A 16,554-nucleotide genomic window follows, 5' to 3' on the forward strand; every position below is an offset into this window, starting at 1 on the left:
TTGTTGGGATAATTTCCCTCTTGCTCGTTGATTTTTAAATATAAATTTAATATTCTAAAATTATATCTTCTAAATTATAATTTTGAAATCATTTCGTTTTATTGTTCACATAATCAATAATTTTATTTGGAGTATCTATCTCCTCATAAGTTACTTCAGTCGGTGCTACTTCAATTCCAAACTCTTCTAGTCGAACAAGTAATTCTACAAAAGCTAACGAATCCATAAGTCCTTCTTCTTTTAAATTAATATCTTTATCTTCGTACACAATTTCATCTTCGCAGATTTCTTCTAATATTTTTAAAATTCTTTCTTCCATTTTTCTTCTCCTTTCTAATTTGCTAATCTATTTAAAATATAACTTACTTCTAATTCTACTCCAATTGGTAAGACTGCCTCATCAATATCAAACTTCTCATGATGATGTCCATACGCTGTTTCTTCTCCTGATTGACTTCCTAATAATCCATAAACTCCTGGTTTATTTACTAAGTAATCTGCAAAATCATCTGCTCCCATTGCTAATTCATATTTTGTAATAATATGATCAATAGTATTCATCGATTTCGCTACTTGTTGGAATTTCTCTGCTAATTCAGGTGTATTAATAACTGGGGCAGCTGCATCATACCACTCTAACTCTGCCTTACAACGGTGAGTTTCTGCAATTCCTTGGGCAATACGTGTCACTGCTTCTTTCAAGTGTGCTCTTGTTTCATAACTAAATGCTCGAATCGTACCTTCTAATAAAGCATCATTTGCTACGATATTATAACGTGTTCCTGCTTGTAGTTTTCCAACTCCTACTACCGCTCTATCTCCTGGATCAACTTCACGACTGACAATTGTTTGTAGCGCTACTACTATTTCACTTGCTGTCACTAATGCATCATGTCCTAGGTGAGGACGCCCAACGTGAGCACTTTTACCTGTTACTTTAATTTTGAAAATATCGCAAGAAGCATTTACAGGGCCACCTTGTACCGCAAATGTTCCTACTGGTAATCCTGAATTTACATGAATGGCAAAACTTTCATCAATCGTATCTATTTTTCCTGAAGCTACAAATTGTTTAGCACCTGCTCCGATTTCTTCAGCTGGTTGGAAAGCAATATACACTGTTCCAGCAAAGGTATCTTTTAATTGATTTAGTACTTTAGCAGTTCCTAGTCCCATTGCAGTGTGAGCATCATGACCACATGCATGATTTAATCCTTCTTTTTTTGAAGAATAGGACTTATTCGTGCAGTCTGGTAATTCTAAGGCATCAATATCTGCACGAAGAAGAATCGTTTTTCCTTCCCCTTTTTCTCCTTTAATAATGGCTAATGTTCCAGTATCTGCAATTTTTTCAAATGGAATATTTAATTTCGTTAATTCTTCTTGAATTTTTTCTGCTGTTTTATACTCTTTCAAGCTTGATTCTGGGTTTTCATGAAAGTGTCTTCTTAATGTTACTAACTCTTCTGTTAAAGCTTGTACTTTATCTTTTAATTGACTCATTAAATTTCCTTCTTTCTATTGTAATAAAGAGGCATGACTAGCATGCCTCTTTTGAGATGAATGATGATTAAAATGATTGATTCTTAGAAATTATTTTAAAGAAGCTTTTTCCCAAACTGGTACAGATGCACCTTTTGTAACTTCTTCAATTTTCTTAGCTGTTTCTGGTGATTGGTAGTATTTAACGATTGTTTTGTAAACTTCATTGTTTTCGTTACCTTCTTTAGCAGCAATTACATTGTAGTATGGTTTTGAAGAATCTGTAATTTCTTCGATAAAGATTGAATCTTTTGTTGGTTGGAATCCTGCTTCAACTGCGAAACCATTGTTGATTAATGAAGCTGCTACATCATCTAAAGCACGAGCTGTTTGTCCAGCTGGTAATTCTTTAATGTCAATTTTCTTAGGATTTTCTACGATATCATCTTTAGTCGCTAATGTGTTGCTTGGATCTTTTAATTTGATTACGCCAGCTGCGTGCAGTAAGCGTAATGCACGAGAGTTGTTAGAAGTATCTTCTGGAATTGCGATAGTATCTCCATCTTTTAACTCACTAACGTTTTTAATTTTTTTAGAGTACACACCCATTGGAGCAATTACAGTATATCCAATTGGTTTAATATGAGTGTTTTGTTCTTTATTGAAACGCTCTAAGTAAATAATTGTTTGGAATGAGTTTAAGTCAACATCTCCATTTTCTAATGCTTGGTTTGGTTGAACATAGTCTGTAAATTCTACTAATTCAACATTGATGTTTTCTTTTTCTTTTAAGCGTTTAATAACGTCATTCCATACATCTTGATTTCCTGCGTTAACCCCTAATTTAACTGTTTTGGCTTCTTTTTTAGCATCTGCTGCTTGGTTTGAGTTTGAAGATGTTTGAGAAGCTTGTCCACATGCTGCTAATGTTAATCCTGCTAATGCTGTTACAAATAATTTTTTAATGTTCATCTATAAATTCCTCTTTTCTTTGTGTTTATATGTTTAAATATTCTTTTTATTGTGAATTCGTCGCTCCAGTGATTCATTTCAGAGCGTTCGGCCTCGTATCTTGTTATTTCGTAGCTCTTTTTTCTAGGAAGTCACCAACTGCTTGGCTGATAAATACTATTATCAACATAATAATAGTTGCAACTACGATTACATCCCCTTGGAATCGATTGTATCCTCTTGAAATTGCTAAGTTTCCGATACCACCAGCTCCAAATGCCCCAGCCATTGTTGTTAAACCAATTAAGCTGATTGTTGTTAGAGAAGAAGCACGAATTAAACTTGGCAATCCTTCTTTTAAGTACACACGGAATATAATTTCCAAAGGTGTACATCCCATGGCGATTGAAGCTTCAATAACACCTTTATCGACTTCTAACAAAGCTAATTGTACTTGTCGTGAGAAGAATGGAACAGTCGCAATCACTAGTGGAACAATCGCACCAGGAATTCCAATTGTAGTTCCAACAATTAATCTTGTTAATGGGATTAATAACATCGCTAAAATGATAAATGGAATCGAACGGAATAAGTTCACCACTTTATCTAAAGTAGCATATAAAATTTTATTTTCTAAAATATTGCCTTCACGAGTGACTACTAAAACAACTCCTAAAGCAATTCCTAATACTCCAGCAATTAACCCTGTAATTCCTACCATTAATAGTGTATCAATTGTACTTTTAATAATTTCTTGAGTTACACGAGCATCAATATTTGGAAATAATTGGTGTAAGTTCATCTTATTCAACCTCCTTTGGTTCATCTAGAATTTCTGTTTGAACACCTGATTGGTGAATATATTCGATTGCTTGTTGAATTTTTTCAGCTTCACCAGATAAACCAACTAGTAAAGTTCCAACAGCAGTCTCTTGAATGACTTCCACATTGGCAAATAAAATATTCGCTGCTACTTGGAATTGAGTCGATAATTTCGTAATCAGTGGTTCTCCTGTTGAAGCACCTACAAATGAAATTTTCGCAAGAACATCTCCAGGATTTAAATTTAGTAAATGTTCATGTTGTAGAACTGTTTCAATTCCTTTATTAATATGTGTTGCTGTATCAATGAAATCTTTTGTTAATGGTTTTTGTGGATTCGTAAAGATTTCTAATACTGATCCTTGTTCAATAATTAATCCTTGTTCCATTACGGCAACTTTATTACAAATCTCTTTTACAACTTGCATTTCGTGAGTGATAATCACGATTGTAATGCCTAACTGTTCGTTTACTTTTTTCAAAAGTTCTAAAATAGATTCGGTTGTTTTAGGGTCCAATGCACTTGTTGCTTCATCACATAATAGAACGTCTGGATCATTTGCTAATGCTCTAGCAATCGCAACCCTTTGTTTTTGTCCCCCAGATAATTGTCTTGGGTAACTTGTAATTTTGTCTTCCAATCCAACTAAGTGAAGAAGTGACTCAACTTTTCCCTTAATTTCCTCTTTTGATAATCCTGAGCGTTTTAATGGAAAAGCAACATTATCAAATACAGATAACGTATTCATCAAGTTGAAATGTTGGAAAATCATCCCGATTTTTTTACGAGCATCTCTTAATTGAGCTTCTTTTAAACTCGTTAACTCCACTCCTGAAACAGTTACTGTTCCATTTGTTGGACGTTGTAATAAATTGATGGTACGTACTAATGTACTTTTTCCAGCACCACTATAACCGATAATTCCATAAATATCACCATCTTCAATGGTAATATTTACTTGCTTCACAGCTTCAACAGTTTTACCAGATTGCTGAAATGTTACATCAATATTTTTTAATTCAATCATTCGTTTCTCCTTTCAAGCAAATAAAAAGCCCGCTCTTTGGTCTTACTCACCAACCAAAGGACGAGTTCTCTCGTGTTACCACCTTAATTCACAGAATTCTCACAAATTCTACCTCAATCAGTTATCTTTAACTGAAAAGCTATATCGGGCTTTCCCGTAATCGTTTAATGATTCAACGATTAGCACTCTAAGGCCATCTTCAAAGTTTCAACTACTATCTCTTTTCACCCAACCGAGACTCTCTAAAATAGATTCACTTTTACTCTCCTTGTCACAGTGCGTTATGACTATGAAACTAGGATACCAACAAAGTTTGTTACAGTCAATTTCTAGATTACTATCACTTGTTATAAGTTTTACCTATATGCTTTTTCTTGCATATATTACTCCTTTTTTCTACAATAATAGTACGAGGTGATATTCATGAATGATTTAATTTCTTATAAAAAAATGCCCCTATGGACAGTTGATACTTTGCCTGAACCCTTTAAAAAAATGCATAATACAAAGGTAGGTACGTGGGCACAACTTCATATTTTAAAAGGAGAAATCACGTTTGAATTTTTGAACGAAGATGGTAGTGTTAGTGATACTGTACTGCTAAACGCTACAACTCCTATTCCACTAGTTGAACCACAACAATGGCATCGAATCGCAGGAACAAGTGAAGATATTGAGTGTTATTTAGAATTTTTCTGTAAAAAAGAAGATTATTTTGCCAAAAAATATGGCTATACAAAAACTCACTCCGAAGTACTAGCTGCTCAGCCCCATATTCCAAAAGGACGTGTACTTGACTTAGGAAGTGGTGAAGGTCGTAATAGTTTATATCTTGCTTCATTAGGATATAATGTTACTTCACTTGATTGGAATGTTTTAAGCTTACAAAAATTACAAGAAGTAGCTGCTCAAGAAGGTCTTTCACTTGAAGTTGAACCGTATGATATTGAATGCGCTGATATTCCTGGAGGTCAATATGATTGGATTATCTCGACTGTTGTCCTAATGTTTCTACACGAAGAAGTGATTCCAGATGTTATTGAGAATATGCAATCACACACTGCTTCTGGTGGATACAATTTAATTGTTGCTGCCATGTCTACTGAAGATGCCCCTTGTCCCGTGAATTTCCCATTTACCTTTAAAGAAGGCGAATTATTAGATTATTATGCCGGTTGGGAAATTTTGAAATATAATGAAAACTTTGGTGAACTCCATAAAACGGACGAAAACGGTAATCGTCTTCGCTTCAGATTTGCGACATTATTAGCGAAGAAAGGATAAGGAAAGAAGCAATGGTTTTAGAAATAACCGATTCCGTAGAACTTACCAGGGTTGAAGAAAAGATTAGTAAGAAAAAAGCGATTGAATTATTTGAAAAATTATTTGCTGGAAAAATACGAACAGTCAATATCGCAAAAGGACATTTTCGATTTGCATCTGTCATGTATTTAGAGGAAGCTTTAAAAAATATTGAAAAAATGCCCCAATCAACCTTTGATGAAATTATTGAAAAAATATATTGAGATGAATATTGCTCATCCATTTCGTAAAGGTAACGGTAGAAGTGCTAGAATTTGGTTAGATTTACTATTGAAGAAAGAATTACAACAAGTCATTGACTGGAGTAAGGTAGATAAGGAAGATTATTTACTTGCAATGGAAAGAAGCCCTATTAAAGATGTCGAAATTAAACATCTATTAAAACAAGACTTAACAAATGATATTCATAATCGACTTCTTTATATGAAAGGGATTGATTATAGTTATTATTATGAAGGATATACAATCTATAAAGCTGATGAGTTATAAAATTATTTTAAAACGTTATTTAATAGTAATAAAAGCCACAGAATTGCTGTGGCTTTTATGTTTTTTACTACTATAAATATCTTATAACATACTATCTATTAATTCCAATCCGAATTAAAATTGAGGATTTTTGGATAAATGGGATAAATGAAACGATACGATGTGCTACTTTCCATCGGTTTGGATATTGTGACATTGTGTAATCTAAACTCAATAATTCTGCATTTTTACCAAACAAATCATATAACTCTTCTTGAGAAGATAGTCCCCAATGCATTCGCACCCCATTCTCTTTAAATTCTTTTTGTTTATTTTTAGCAGCAATCATTTGATGTTGTAACGTATCAAAATAACATTCATATTGATGAAATTCTCTTTCTAATTTTGTCGCTAATTCCTTTATATCATTTGCATTAAAGTACATCAACACACCTTCAATAATGAATAAGTAATCTCCCTTAGGATATTGTTCTTTAACAATTTGAATCCATTTATCATCTAATATCGAGTCAGCAATCATCTGTGAAGTAACTGTTTCTTCAAAAAACTCTTGTCTTAATGTAATAACATCCAAAAAGTCTACACTGAGAAATGGAATGTCTTCTGCTCCAATTCTTCCTTGCCTATCATCTAAACCACAGCCCAATTGAATGATGACTGGATGTTCATGATTCTTAATAAAATTTTTGCAACAATCATCAAAATATTTCGTTCTTAAACAAACTCCGATTCGATCAAAAAAAGAAACATTTACCATTATTGGAACTTGCTTCATTATTTCTTCAGCTTTTTGATCAATAAATAATCGATTTTTTTGACTTCCTTCTAACGCTTTTGCTTGTAGTGTCAAAAGCATGGTTTTAGATACTTTATTTTGAAACAATTCTCCCATTATATCAACTCCTATTTTTAGGGATACCTAAACTTTAGTTTTATTCTACTATTTTCTTTTTCCCTTTTCAATACCCTTATCACAAAAAAATCCTGCAAGTAATCTCTTACTCACAGGATTTAACCTACATTCTTTTATTCAACCTACTAATAACTATTCTCTTCAACTGCTTGATTTTTAATAATTTTAACAATACGGCTTGTTCCTAAACGACTAGCACCTAATGAGATGAATTTTTCTGCATCTTCTAGGCTAGAAATTCCACCTGCAGCTTTGATTTTCACTGAAGGTCCTACATATTCTTTCATTAATGCTACAGCTTCAAATGTAGCTCCTCCTGTTGAAAATCCAGTAGATGTTTTAATATATTCTGCCCCTGCACGAGTTACTACTTTACATAATTCAATCAATTCTTCTGTCGTTAATAAACAAATTTCCACAATTACTTTCAAGATTCTACCTTGGCAAGCTTCATGAATTTGACGAATTTCTTCTTCTACTAGGTCGAATCGTTTATTTTTTACATCCGTAATATTGATGACCATATCGATTTCACTTGCTCCATTTTCAATGGCATCTTTTGTTTCAAAAACTTTTACGCTTGTTGTTGAATATCCATTAGGGAATCCAATGACTGTACAAATCGGTAATTTCCCTTCTACATACTCTGCTGCTTGTTTTACATAGCTAGCAGGAATACAAGCTGAAGCTGTGCCATAATGAATCGCATCATCCAAAATTTGTTGAATTTCTTCCCATGTAGCGTTTTGAGTTAATAAGGTATGATCGACGGTTGCTAAAATTTCTTTTAATTCCATTTGATTCACCTTTCCTTATGCGTTTTGACGGTCTTGTGCAATTAAGTTACGTAATGCTTGTACAGCAACTGTAATTGCTGCTTCTGTATCATGAACAATTGGATTTTCTAATCCTGCAGCATTTCTTTCTTGGTTTCCTACTACTAGGAATGTTGAACCAACTCTTACGCCTAAATGACTAGCTACTACAAATAAAGCTGCTGATTCCATTTCTGAAGCTTTTACTCCTAGACGTTTCCAAGCTTCCCATTTTTGTTGTAATTCATAACTTACTGGCATTACTTCTGGTTCATGTTGTCCATAAAATGAATCTTTACATTGTACAATACCAGCGTGAGTTGTATAACCTAATGTTTTTCCTGCTTGTAATAATGCTGTTACTACATCATAGTTTGCAACTGCTGGGAATTCGATTGGCGCATATTCTCGAGTTGTTCCTTCCGTACGAATCGCACCTGTAGCAATCACAATATCGCCACCTTTTACATCGATATCAATTCCTCCACAAGTCCCTACACGAACAAATGTATCTGCACCACTTCTCACTAATTCTTCTAAAGCAATAGAAGCAGATGGGCCTCCAATCCCTGTTGAAGTTACACTAACTTTCTCTCCATCTAAGTATCCTGTATATGTTACATATTCACGATTATCTGCAACTAATTTTGCATCTTCAAAATGTTCTGCAATTTTAGCACAACGTTTCGGATCACCTGGTAAAATAACGTATTTTCCTACATCACCTTTACGAATGTTTAAATGATATTGTAATCCTTCTTCTGAATAATTTTGCATCTCTCTTCCTCCTTTTAGGTATCTTTTGAATACCTTAACTGTAAGATTATACCATAATTTTATATGTTTTGAAAACGTTCGCTAAAAATGACTCAGCATTTAATCATATTTTTAAAATAAATAATTCAAAAAGAAGAGAGCATTTACCCTCTTCTTTTACATTTAAAATTATGCCCACTCTCCATTGGCATTTACATAATAACCATCTGGAGTAATAGTATTTGTTAATAGTGCACCTGATTTATCAAAGTAATACCATTTACCAGATACTTCTACCCAACCTGTTTGCATTGCACCTGATTTATTCATAAAATACCATTCATTTCCACTCTGAACCCAACCAGTCTGCATAGCACCCGAACTATTTAAGTAATACCATGTATTACCATCTAGTATCCAACCTGTTTGCATTGCTCCTGATTTATTCATGTAGTACCATGTATTCTTATTTTGAATCCAACCGGTCTCCATAGCACCTGAACTATTTAAGTAGTACCATTTATTACCATCTAGCAACCATCCAATCTGCATTACACCTGAACTATTTAAGTAATACCATTTATCCTCAGTAAAAATCCAACCTGTTTTAAATCCTTTTTTATCAAAAAAGTACCATAATCCATTAACTTTTTGCCAACCCATAGTTTTTTTGGGCTTTTCTATAGAATTTATTAAAGCTAATTTTGCTTTTAAATCTGAATTTTTTTTGAAAATATTTTTATATTCATTCTGTTTTTTATCTAAAGAACTTTTTAAAGTTGCATAATTTTTTTCTAACTCATGTAAAGCCTTTTGTTCTTTCGTTATTTTCTCTATTAAATTTACTTTTCCTTGCACAATTTTTATATTGTTCTGAATTACATTTTCTAATGTGTTAATTTTATTCACTGATAATGTAAGATTATTTTTTAAATTTAAAAGTGCTTCAGCAAATTTATTTTTAACTATTTCTAATTCTTTGAGTTCTTTTTTAGCTAGATTAAAATCCTTAAATAAATCGATATTTTTACGATATTCATTTAATAATTCAGTATATTCTCTTTCTAAATTAGTAACCTTTTTCTTTGATTGAACCACTTCAGATTGAAGTAATTGGATTCTTTGTTCTTTCTTAGGAATTGTTACTTCAAGTACTGTTTTTTCTTTGCTTAAATTATCAATTTCTTTATCTAACTGTTGAATACGTACTATTTTTTTATCATTATTTTTTTGTAATGAAGTTAACTCAATCGATAATGTATTTAAAAGTTTCTGCTTATTAGATAATTCTGATTTTATCTTTGTAATTTCTTTTATATAATTGTTTAAATTTCCTTTTAGTTTTTCTATCTTTTGCACAATTGATTTTGATGATTCAATTTTAGGTATTTTAGTTAAAGTTGCATTCGGATCATTAATAACTGATTCATCAAACAATATAGTAGTATAATTTTTAGTATGTGCAAACCCAATATAAAACTGAGACCCTTTCTCATGGTGACCTGCACCTCGAACTACATTACGCGTATGCCCATAATTAGATCCTTTATCACGGTATAAAAATTGTGCTATTGAATCATAAATACTAGCCTTTAGTCCTCCCATAGTTGTATAATTATATCCACGACGATATTCGGCATATCCTTCCCCAAAAAATGCTAAATTTTCAAAATAATCGTATCCATTCATAAGCGTTACAGCTTCTTTTCTTTTAGCTATTCCAACTTCAATAGGAATATTTGATTGGATGGTTAAAGCTTTTGATACATGACCTGTTTTAAAAGCATCATTGAATTTAGCATTTCCTCCTGCACGTTTTCGGGTTACTTCTTCATGCACATCTGCAAAACGTTTTCCTAACTTATTAGTTTCTTTTGTTGTTATTAATTGATTTTCTTTTCCAAATCCAAAAGCATTACGAATTTGTCTATATAAATTAGCCGCATACTCATTTAATTCTTCTGTCTGTTTTTCAGTTAGATGTCTAACATCTGCTGACCTTTTATCACTTGAACTTATTGCAGCCAAGGCTTTTAGTAATGGAGAATTTCCTCCTCTCAACCAATTCTCATTTTCCTCTGGTCCAATTAAATTATTACTACTTTGTTCAATTTTATCGGCAACAGAATCAGGGATTTTTCCACTATACTTTAACGATTCTTTAATAGCTGAAATAAATTCGTCTGAAATTAACATCGGTATATTTTTATTCTTTTTTTGTTCTTCTCTTACCAATTCTTCTTTTGTATTTTTTTCAAGTTGAACCTTTTGTTTTAAAACATGTGAAGTTTCCTTAATTTCTACTTCAACTTTACTCATTTCTTGTTTTTTATAATCTACATTTTTTTGTTTTTGAATTTCTTCCTTTGTTCTTGTTTTTTCTAGATCTGCTTTTTCTGTTTTTTTTGAAGAAATAATTTTTTGAACCTTTTCTAACTTTTCAACAGCCGTATTTCTTTCTTTCTTTTCATTCTCAATACTTTTTGCATTATCTAAAATATTTTTTTCACTATTCTTTTTCTCTTCTTGTTTTTTATCCATTTGTTCTTTTAATTCATCTGGATCTTTTAGAGAGCCTAATTTATTTTTTTCGTATTCAACTTTTTTTACTGCATTTTCTACTTTTTCTTGTATTTTTGCACTCTCTTTATTTTTTTCTAAAATTAATTCTTTTTCTTTTTTTATTTGATTCATTAAGTTTTCTTTTTCTATTTCTAGTTTTGAAATCTTTGTCTTAATTTCTTCTATATTTTTTATTTCTTTTTCAATATTGCTTATAGTATCTTTTTTTTGTTGTACTAACCGTTTAGATTCATCTAATTTCTTAACTAAATTTTCTATCTCTTGCTTAATTTTCTCTATATCTTGTTGAGATTTTTTTATCTCACCTTCTAAGTTTGATTTTGTACTAATGGTATTTTCTACAACTTTTTTTTTCTACTTCTGCTGCAGCAATAGTATTGAACATCCCAGAAACTAAGAATGTTCCACCTATTACTGTTGTTCCTAAAACTATTTTTGCTTTTTTCATAATTATAACCCCTTTCTAATTACCCATAATATATGTTATATATATCACAAACATTATCTGATATCACCCTGATTTTTGTCAAGTTATAAAAAATAGGTTATTGATTCTATAAAAAATATTCAATAATAGTTCAATTTTCAAGCGTTAATTTTTCTAACATATAAATACTATAAATCTATTTCCATTCTATTATAGTTAGGTTATTTATAGAGTTTCAAACCCCTAGATATTATATTTAGTCTTAATTTGTTCATTTTGAAATCTACTATCATCTTTATTTTTTAGAAAAGTAAAATTTCTATTAGGCAAAAGAAAAACACATTCCGATTCTCCTCAGAATGTGTTTTCTTTCTCTTATTAAGCTTCTGTTGTTTCTTGCACTGTTTCTTCAGCAACAATTCCTTCTGCTAACTCTTCAGTAGCTTCAACGAATTCTTCTGTTTGAACTGGTGTAGAAGTGCTTGTTTCCATATTACGGTAACGAGCCATACCTGTACCAGCAGGAATAATCTTACCGATGATAACATTTTCCTTAAGTCCAAGTAAGTGGTCTTTCTTACCACGAATAGATGCGTCTGTTAACACACGAGTAGTTTCTTGGAATGAAGCTGCAGATAAGAAACTGTTTGTTTCTAATGAAGCTTTTGTAATACCAAGTAATACTGGACGTGCAGTCGCTGGAACTTCACCATTCATAATTGCAGAACGGTTACGTTCAGTAAAGTCTGCGATATCTAATAATGTTCCTGGTAAAATTTCAGTTGAACCTGGATCCATTACACGAACTTTACGTAACATTTGACGAACCATTACCTCAACGTGTTTATCTCCGATTTCTACCCCTTGCATACGGTATACTTTTTGTACTTCACGTAATAAGTAGTTTTCTACTGATAATACATCACGAACACGTAATAATTCTTTTGGATCGATAGAACCAGATGTTAATGGTTCACCACGATGGATTGTTTGTCCTTCTTCAACATTTAAGCGAGCTGTAAATGGAACAGTATACGTACGTGTATCTGTCGCACCTTTAATTGTGATTTCTTTAGTACGGCTTCCCGCATTTTCATCAATCGATACAACTTCACCTGTTACTTCTGTAATTGTTGCTCCCCCTTTAGGGTTACGAGCTTCGAAGATTTCTTGGATACGAGGTAAACCTTGAGTAATATCGTCTCCGGCTACCCCACCGGTATGGAAGGTACGCATTGTTAACTGAGTACCAGGTTCCCCGATAGATTGAGCGGCAATTGTACCAACTGCTTCCCCAACTTCTACTTCTGAACCTGTTGCTAAGTTACGTCCATAACAATGTTTACATACACCATGTTTCGTATCACATGTAAATGCAGAACGAATTGTTACTTCTTCAATACCAGCATCAATGATTTTACGAGCAATATCTTCTGTAATTAATTCGTTGTGACCAACAAATACTTCGCCAGTTACTGGATCTTTTACAGAACGTTGTGCATAACGTCCAATCATACGTTCTTCTAATGTTTCAATCATTTCATTTCCTTCACGGATTGCTGAAATTGTTAAACCTCGATCAGAACCACAGTCTGTTTCACGGATAATAACGTCTTGAGCTACGTCTACTAAACGACGAGTTAAGTAACCTGAGTCGGCTGTCTTCAAGGCAGTATCCGTCATCCCTTTACGGGCACCGTGTGTTGATAAGAACATCTCCATAACTGTTAAACCTTCACGGAAGTTTGATGTTACTGGTAATTCCATGATTTTACCATTTGGAGCGGCCATCAATCCACGCATCCCCGCTAACTGTGTAAAGTTAGAGATGTTACCACGGGCTCCAGAGTCACTCATCATGAAGATTGGGTTACGAGCACCAAGTGTTTTTGTTAATGCGCTTTGAATTTCATCTTTTGCAGCATTCCATGTTTCGATAACACGCTCATATCTTTCGTCATCAGTAATTAAACCACGACGGAATAATTTAGAAATTTCATCAACTTGGTTATGTGCATCAGAAAGAATTGTCTTTTTATTTCCTGCAACAGAAATATCTGCAATCCCTACTGTTAAACCAGCACGAGTTGAATATTTATATCCTAAGTCTTTCATACGGTCTAACATCATTGATGTTTCTGTAATGTGGAATCGTTTGAAGACTTCCGCAATGATTTGACCTAAGTTTTTCTTCTTGAATGGTAAAACGATTGGTCGTTTTTCAATTTCTTCCTTAATATTTGAACCTGGTTCTAAGAAGTATTTATCTGGAGTAGCTACTTCTAAGTTTTCCATTGATGGTTCATTTAAGTAAGGGAATTCGTCAGGCATAATTTCATTGAATAATAATTTACCAACTGTAGTTACTAACATGCGTTCTTTTTGCCATTCAGTAAATGGTTTATGAGGAAGCGCACTTGCGTGAATTGCAATACGGCTGTGTAAATGAACATATCCATTTTGGTATGCTAACATTGCTTCGTTCATGTCTTTGAAGTACATTCCTTCTCCAACACGACCTTCTTGTTCTAATGTTAAGTAATAGTTTCCTAAAACCATGTCTTGAGATGGAGTTACTACTGGTTTTCCATCTTTAGGGTTTAAGATATTTTGTGCCGCTAACATTAATAAGCGAGCTTCTGCTTGAGCTTCTTGTGAAAGTGGCACGTGAACCGCCATTTGGTCTCCATCGAAGTCGGCATTGTAGGCCTCACACACTAATGGGTGAAGACGAATTGCACGACCTTCTACTAGAGTTGGTTCAAATGCTTGAATCCCTAATCTATGAAGAGTAGGTGCTCGGTTTAATAGAACTGGGTGTTCACGAATCACTTCTTCTAAAACTGCCCAAATATCATCGTCTAAACGTTCAATTTTACGTTTTGCACTCTTAATATTTCCAGCAATTTCACGTTCTACTAATTCTTTCATGACAAATGGTTTGAATAATTCAATCGCCATTTCTTTTGGTAAACCACATTGATACATTTTCAAGTTTGGTCCTACTACGATTACAGAACGTCCTGAGTAGTCTACACGTTTACCAAGTAAGTTTTGACGGAAACGACCTTGTTTCCCTTTAAGCATATGACTTAATGATTTCAATGGACGGTTACCTGGTCCAGTTACTGGACGACCACGACGACCATTATCGATTAAAGCATCAACTGCTTCTTGTAACATACGTTTTTCATTTTGAACGATGATACGTGGAGCATTTAATTCTAATAAACGTTTTAAACGATTATTACGGTTGATTACACGGCGGTATAAATCATTTAAGTCACTTGTTGCAAAACGTCCACCTTCTAATTGAACCATTGGACGTAAATCTGGTGGGATAACTGGAATAACATCCATTACCATCCAACCAGGTTTATTTCCTGATTCACGGAAAGCATCTAAAATATCTAAACGACGGATTGCACGAGTACGTTTTTGACCTTGAGCTGTTTTTAACTCTTCTTTTAATTCTGCAATTTCTGCCTCTAAGTCAACATTATTTAATAATTCTTGAACAGCTTCAGCACCCATTGCTGCGTGGAAACGAGTTCCGAATTCCATACGTTTTTCACGGTATTCACGTTCACTTAATAATTGTTTTTTCATCAATGTTGTATCACCAGCATCGATAACAACATAGCTTGCAAAATAAATGATTTCTTCCAACGCACGAGGACTCATGTCTAACACAAGTCCCATACGGCTAGGAATTCCTTTAAAGTACCAAACATGTGTTACTGGAGCTGCCAACTCGATATGTCCCATACGTTCACGACGGACTTTTGATCGAGTTACTTCAACGCCACAGCGATCACACACTTTTCCTTTATTATTAATTTTCTTTAATTTACCACATGAACATTCTAAATCTTTAGTTGGTCCAAAAATCTTTTCACAGTATAGACCATCACGTTCTGGTTTCAAAGTACGATAGTTGATTGTTTCTGGCTTGGTTACTTCACCATATGACCATTCACGAATCTTATCAGGAGACGCTAAACCAATTTGCATACTTTCAAAATTATTTACATCTATCAAGGGGCCAACCTCCCTCTTCTTTGGAATTGCCCTACGATTCCAATAGTTATTCTTAGTCTAAAGTTTCTTCTGTATCTTCTGAACCTTGAATTTCTTCAATTTCTTCTTCTACTGTTTCTACAACTTCTGTTTTATCCCCAGAAATTTCAGCAATACGGTCAGAATATTCATTTAACTTACGTGTCTTTTCACTCATTTTTTCAACATCATTGAAATTCATACGAGCATCATCGTCCATATCTTCTAACTTAATTTCTTCATCATTTTCATCTAGTACTCTCATATCAAGACCTAAAGCTTGTAATTCTTTTACTAATACGCGGAATGATTCAGGTACACCTGGTTTAGAAATTTGTTGACCTTTCACGATTGATTCGTAAGTTTTCACACGACCAACAACGTCATCTGATTTGTATGTCAAGATTTCTTGTAATGTGTATGCAGCACCATATGCTTCTAGCGCCCATACCTCCATTTCTCCGAAACGTTGTCCACCAAATTGAGCTTTACCTCCAAGAGGTTGTTGAGTTACTAATGAGTATGGTCCAATTGAACGAGCATGAAGTTTGTCATCAACCATGTGAGCAAGTTTAATCATGTACATTACCCCTACAGATACACGGTTATCAAATGGTTCACCTGTACGTCCATCATATAAAATTGTTTTTGCATCACGAGCCATACCTGCTTCTGCAACAGTTCCCCAAACATCTTCATCTTGCGCCCCATCAAATACAGGTGTTGCAATATAGATACCTAATTCACGTGCTGCCATCCCTAAGTGTAACTCTAATACTTGTCCAATGTTCATACGTGATGGTACCCCTAATGGGTTTAACATGATATCAACTGGTGTCCCATCAGGTAAAAATGGCATATCTTCTTCCGGCATAATACGAGAAACTACCCCTTTATTACCGTGAC

12 protein-coding genes, 2 pseudogenes and 1 other annotated feature are annotated in these 16,554 nt (G+C 33.5%); of the genes and pseudogenes, 2 read left to right on the top strand and 12 right to left on the bottom strand.

Features of this window, described 5'->3' with window-relative positions; translation table 11 throughout:
* Positions 1–88 precede the first annotated feature (88 nt).
* The 5 genes from dltC to RWO76_RS03190 form a co-directional block, all read right to left on the bottom strand.
* Positions 89–319, bottom strand: coding sequence for a D-alanine--poly(phosphoribitol) ligase subunit DltC (dltC, locus tag RWO76_RS03170; protein ID WP_314354244.1), 231 nt, complete (start codon positions 317–319; stop codon positions 89–91).
* Between the two features lie 14 nt (positions 320–333).
* Positions 334–1,503 carry an amidohydrolase gene (locus RWO76_RS03175; RefSeq protein WP_314354245.1) on the bottom strand — a complete coding sequence of 390 codons (1,170 nt, stop codon included), beginning with the start codon at positions 1,501–1,503 and terminating at the stop codon, positions 334–336.
* Positions 1,504–1,593: 90 nt separating this feature from the next.
* Positions 1,594–2,454, bottom strand: coding sequence for a MetQ/NlpA family ABC transporter substrate-binding protein (locus tag RWO76_RS03180; RefSeq protein ID WP_314354246.1), 861 nt, complete (start codon positions 2,452–2,454; stop codon positions 1,594–1,596).
* A 103-nt stretch (positions 2,455–2,557) separates the two neighbouring features.
* Positions 2,558–3,235 carry a methionine ABC transporter permease gene (locus RWO76_RS03185; protein ID WP_314354247.1) on the bottom strand — a complete coding sequence of 226 codons (678 nt, stop codon included), beginning with the start codon at positions 3,233–3,235 and terminating at the stop codon, positions 2,558–2,560.
* A 1-nt stretch (position 3,236) separates the two neighbouring features.
* The gene (locus RWO76_RS03190; protein ID WP_314354248.1) at positions 3,237–4,283 is read right to left on the bottom strand and encodes an ATP-binding cassette domain-containing protein; all 1,047 of its coding nucleotides are present in this window, start codon (positions 4,281–4,283) and stop codon (positions 3,237–3,239) included.
* A 53-nt stretch (positions 4,284–4,336) separates the two neighbouring features.
* Positions 4,337–4,567 (bottom strand) — a binding site (T-box leader).
* A gap of 139 nt (positions 4,568–4,706) precedes the next feature.
* On the opposite strand from RWO76_RS03190, the gene tehB reads away from it, so the two are divergent.
* Positions 4,707–5,567: an SAM-dependent methyltransferase TehB gene (gene tehB, locus RWO76_RS03195; RefSeq protein WP_314354249.1), complete on the top strand. Its 861-nt coding sequence runs from the start codon at positions 4,707–4,709 to the stop codon at positions 5,565–5,567.
* Positions 5,568–5,578: 11 nt separating this feature from the next.
* A pseudogene (gene fic / locus RWO76_RS03200) lies at positions 5,579–6,095 on the top strand (protein adenylyltransferase Fic).
* Between the two features lie 91 nt (positions 6,096–6,186).
* Here the strand turns inward: fic and RWO76_RS03205 are convergent.
* The 7 genes and pseudogenes from RWO76_RS03205 to RWO76_RS03235 all read right to left on the bottom strand — a co-directional run.
* Positions 6,187–6,987: a class I SAM-dependent methyltransferase gene (locus RWO76_RS03205; RefSeq protein WP_314354250.1), complete on the bottom strand. Its 801-nt coding sequence runs from the start codon at positions 6,985–6,987 to the stop codon at positions 6,187–6,189.
* A 146-nt stretch (positions 6,988–7,133) separates the two neighbouring features.
* Positions 7,134–7,805 (bottom strand): deoxyribose-phosphate aldolase, encoded by a 672-nt coding sequence (gene deoC, locus RWO76_RS03210; RefSeq protein WP_314354251.1) that lies wholly within the window; start codon positions 7,803–7,805, stop codon positions 7,134–7,136.
* A gap of 15 nt (positions 7,806–7,820) precedes the next feature.
* The gene (gene udp / locus RWO76_RS03215; RefSeq protein WP_314354252.1) at positions 7,821–8,600 is read right to left on the bottom strand and encodes a uridine phosphorylase; all 780 of its coding nucleotides are present in this window, start codon (positions 8,598–8,600) and stop codon (positions 7,821–7,823) included.
* Positions 8,601–8,768: 168 nt separating this feature from the next.
* Positions 8,769–11,273, bottom strand: coding sequence for an SEC10/PgrA surface exclusion domain-containing protein (locus RWO76_RS03220; protein WP_314354253.1), 2,505 nt, complete (start codon positions 11,271–11,273; stop codon positions 8,769–8,771).
* A 214-nt stretch (positions 11,274–11,487) separates the two neighbouring features.
* A complete protein-coding gene (locus tag RWO76_RS03225) occupies positions 11,488–11,610 on the bottom strand; it encodes a hypothetical protein (RefSeq protein WP_314354254.1) in 123 nt (40 codons plus the stop codon).
* 357 nt (positions 11,611–11,967) lie between these two features.
* Entirely contained in the window at positions 11,968–15,630 is a 3,663-nt protein-coding gene (rpoC, locus tag RWO76_RS03230; protein WP_314354255.1) for a DNA-directed RNA polymerase subunit beta', read from the bottom strand.
* Between the two features lie 52 nt (positions 15,631–15,682).
* Positions 15,683–16,554, bottom strand: a pseudogene (locus tag RWO76_RS03235) (DNA-directed RNA polymerase subunit beta); the annotation flags it as partial.

Source organism: uncultured Granulicatella sp., from assembly GCF_963521425.1.
Lineage (GTDB): Bacteria > Bacillota > Bacilli > Lactobacillales > Aerococcaceae > Granulicatella.

Excerpts from the sequence above, each read along its gene's own strand:
- RWO76_RS03180 (WP_314354246.1), bottom strand. The coding sequence starts at position 2,454 with ATGAACATTAAAAAATTATTTGTAACAGCATTAGCAGGATTAACATTA.
- dltC (WP_314354244.1), bottom strand. The coding sequence starts at position 319 with ATGGAAGAAAGAATTTTAAAAATATTAGAAGAAATCTGCGAAGATGAA.
- tehB (WP_314354249.1), top strand. The coding sequence starts at position 4,707 with ATGAATGATTTAATTTCTTATAAAAAAATGCCCCTATGGACAGTTGAT.
- RWO76_RS03175 (WP_314354245.1), bottom strand. The coding sequence starts at position 1,503 with ATGAGTCAATTAAAAGATAAAGTACAAGCTTTAACAGAAGAGTTAGTA.
- RWO76_RS03185 (WP_314354247.1), bottom strand. The coding sequence starts at position 3,235 with ATGAACTTACACCAATTATTTCCAAATATTGATGCTCGTGTAACTCAA.
- RWO76_RS03205 (WP_314354250.1), bottom strand. The coding sequence starts at position 6,987 with ATGGGAGAATTGTTTCAAAATAAAGTATCTAAAACCATGCTTTTGACA.
- udp (WP_314354252.1), bottom strand. The coding sequence starts at position 8,600 with ATGCAAAATTATTCAGAAGAAGGATTACAATATCATTTAAACATTCGT.
- RWO76_RS03220 (WP_314354253.1), bottom strand. The coding sequence starts at position 11,273 with ATGAATCAAATAAAAAAAGAAAAAGAATTAATTTTAGAAAAAAATAAA.
- RWO76_RS03225 (WP_314354254.1), bottom strand. The coding sequence starts at position 11,610 with ATGAAAAAAGCAAAAATAGTTTTAGGAACAACAGTAATAGGTGGAACA.
- RWO76_RS03190 (WP_314354248.1), bottom strand. The coding sequence starts at position 4,283 with ATGATTGAATTAAAAAATATTGATGTAACATTTCAGCAATCTGGTAAA.
- deoC (WP_314354251.1), bottom strand. The coding sequence starts at position 7,805 with ATGGAATTAAAAGAAATTTTAGCAACCGTCGATCATACCTTATTAACT.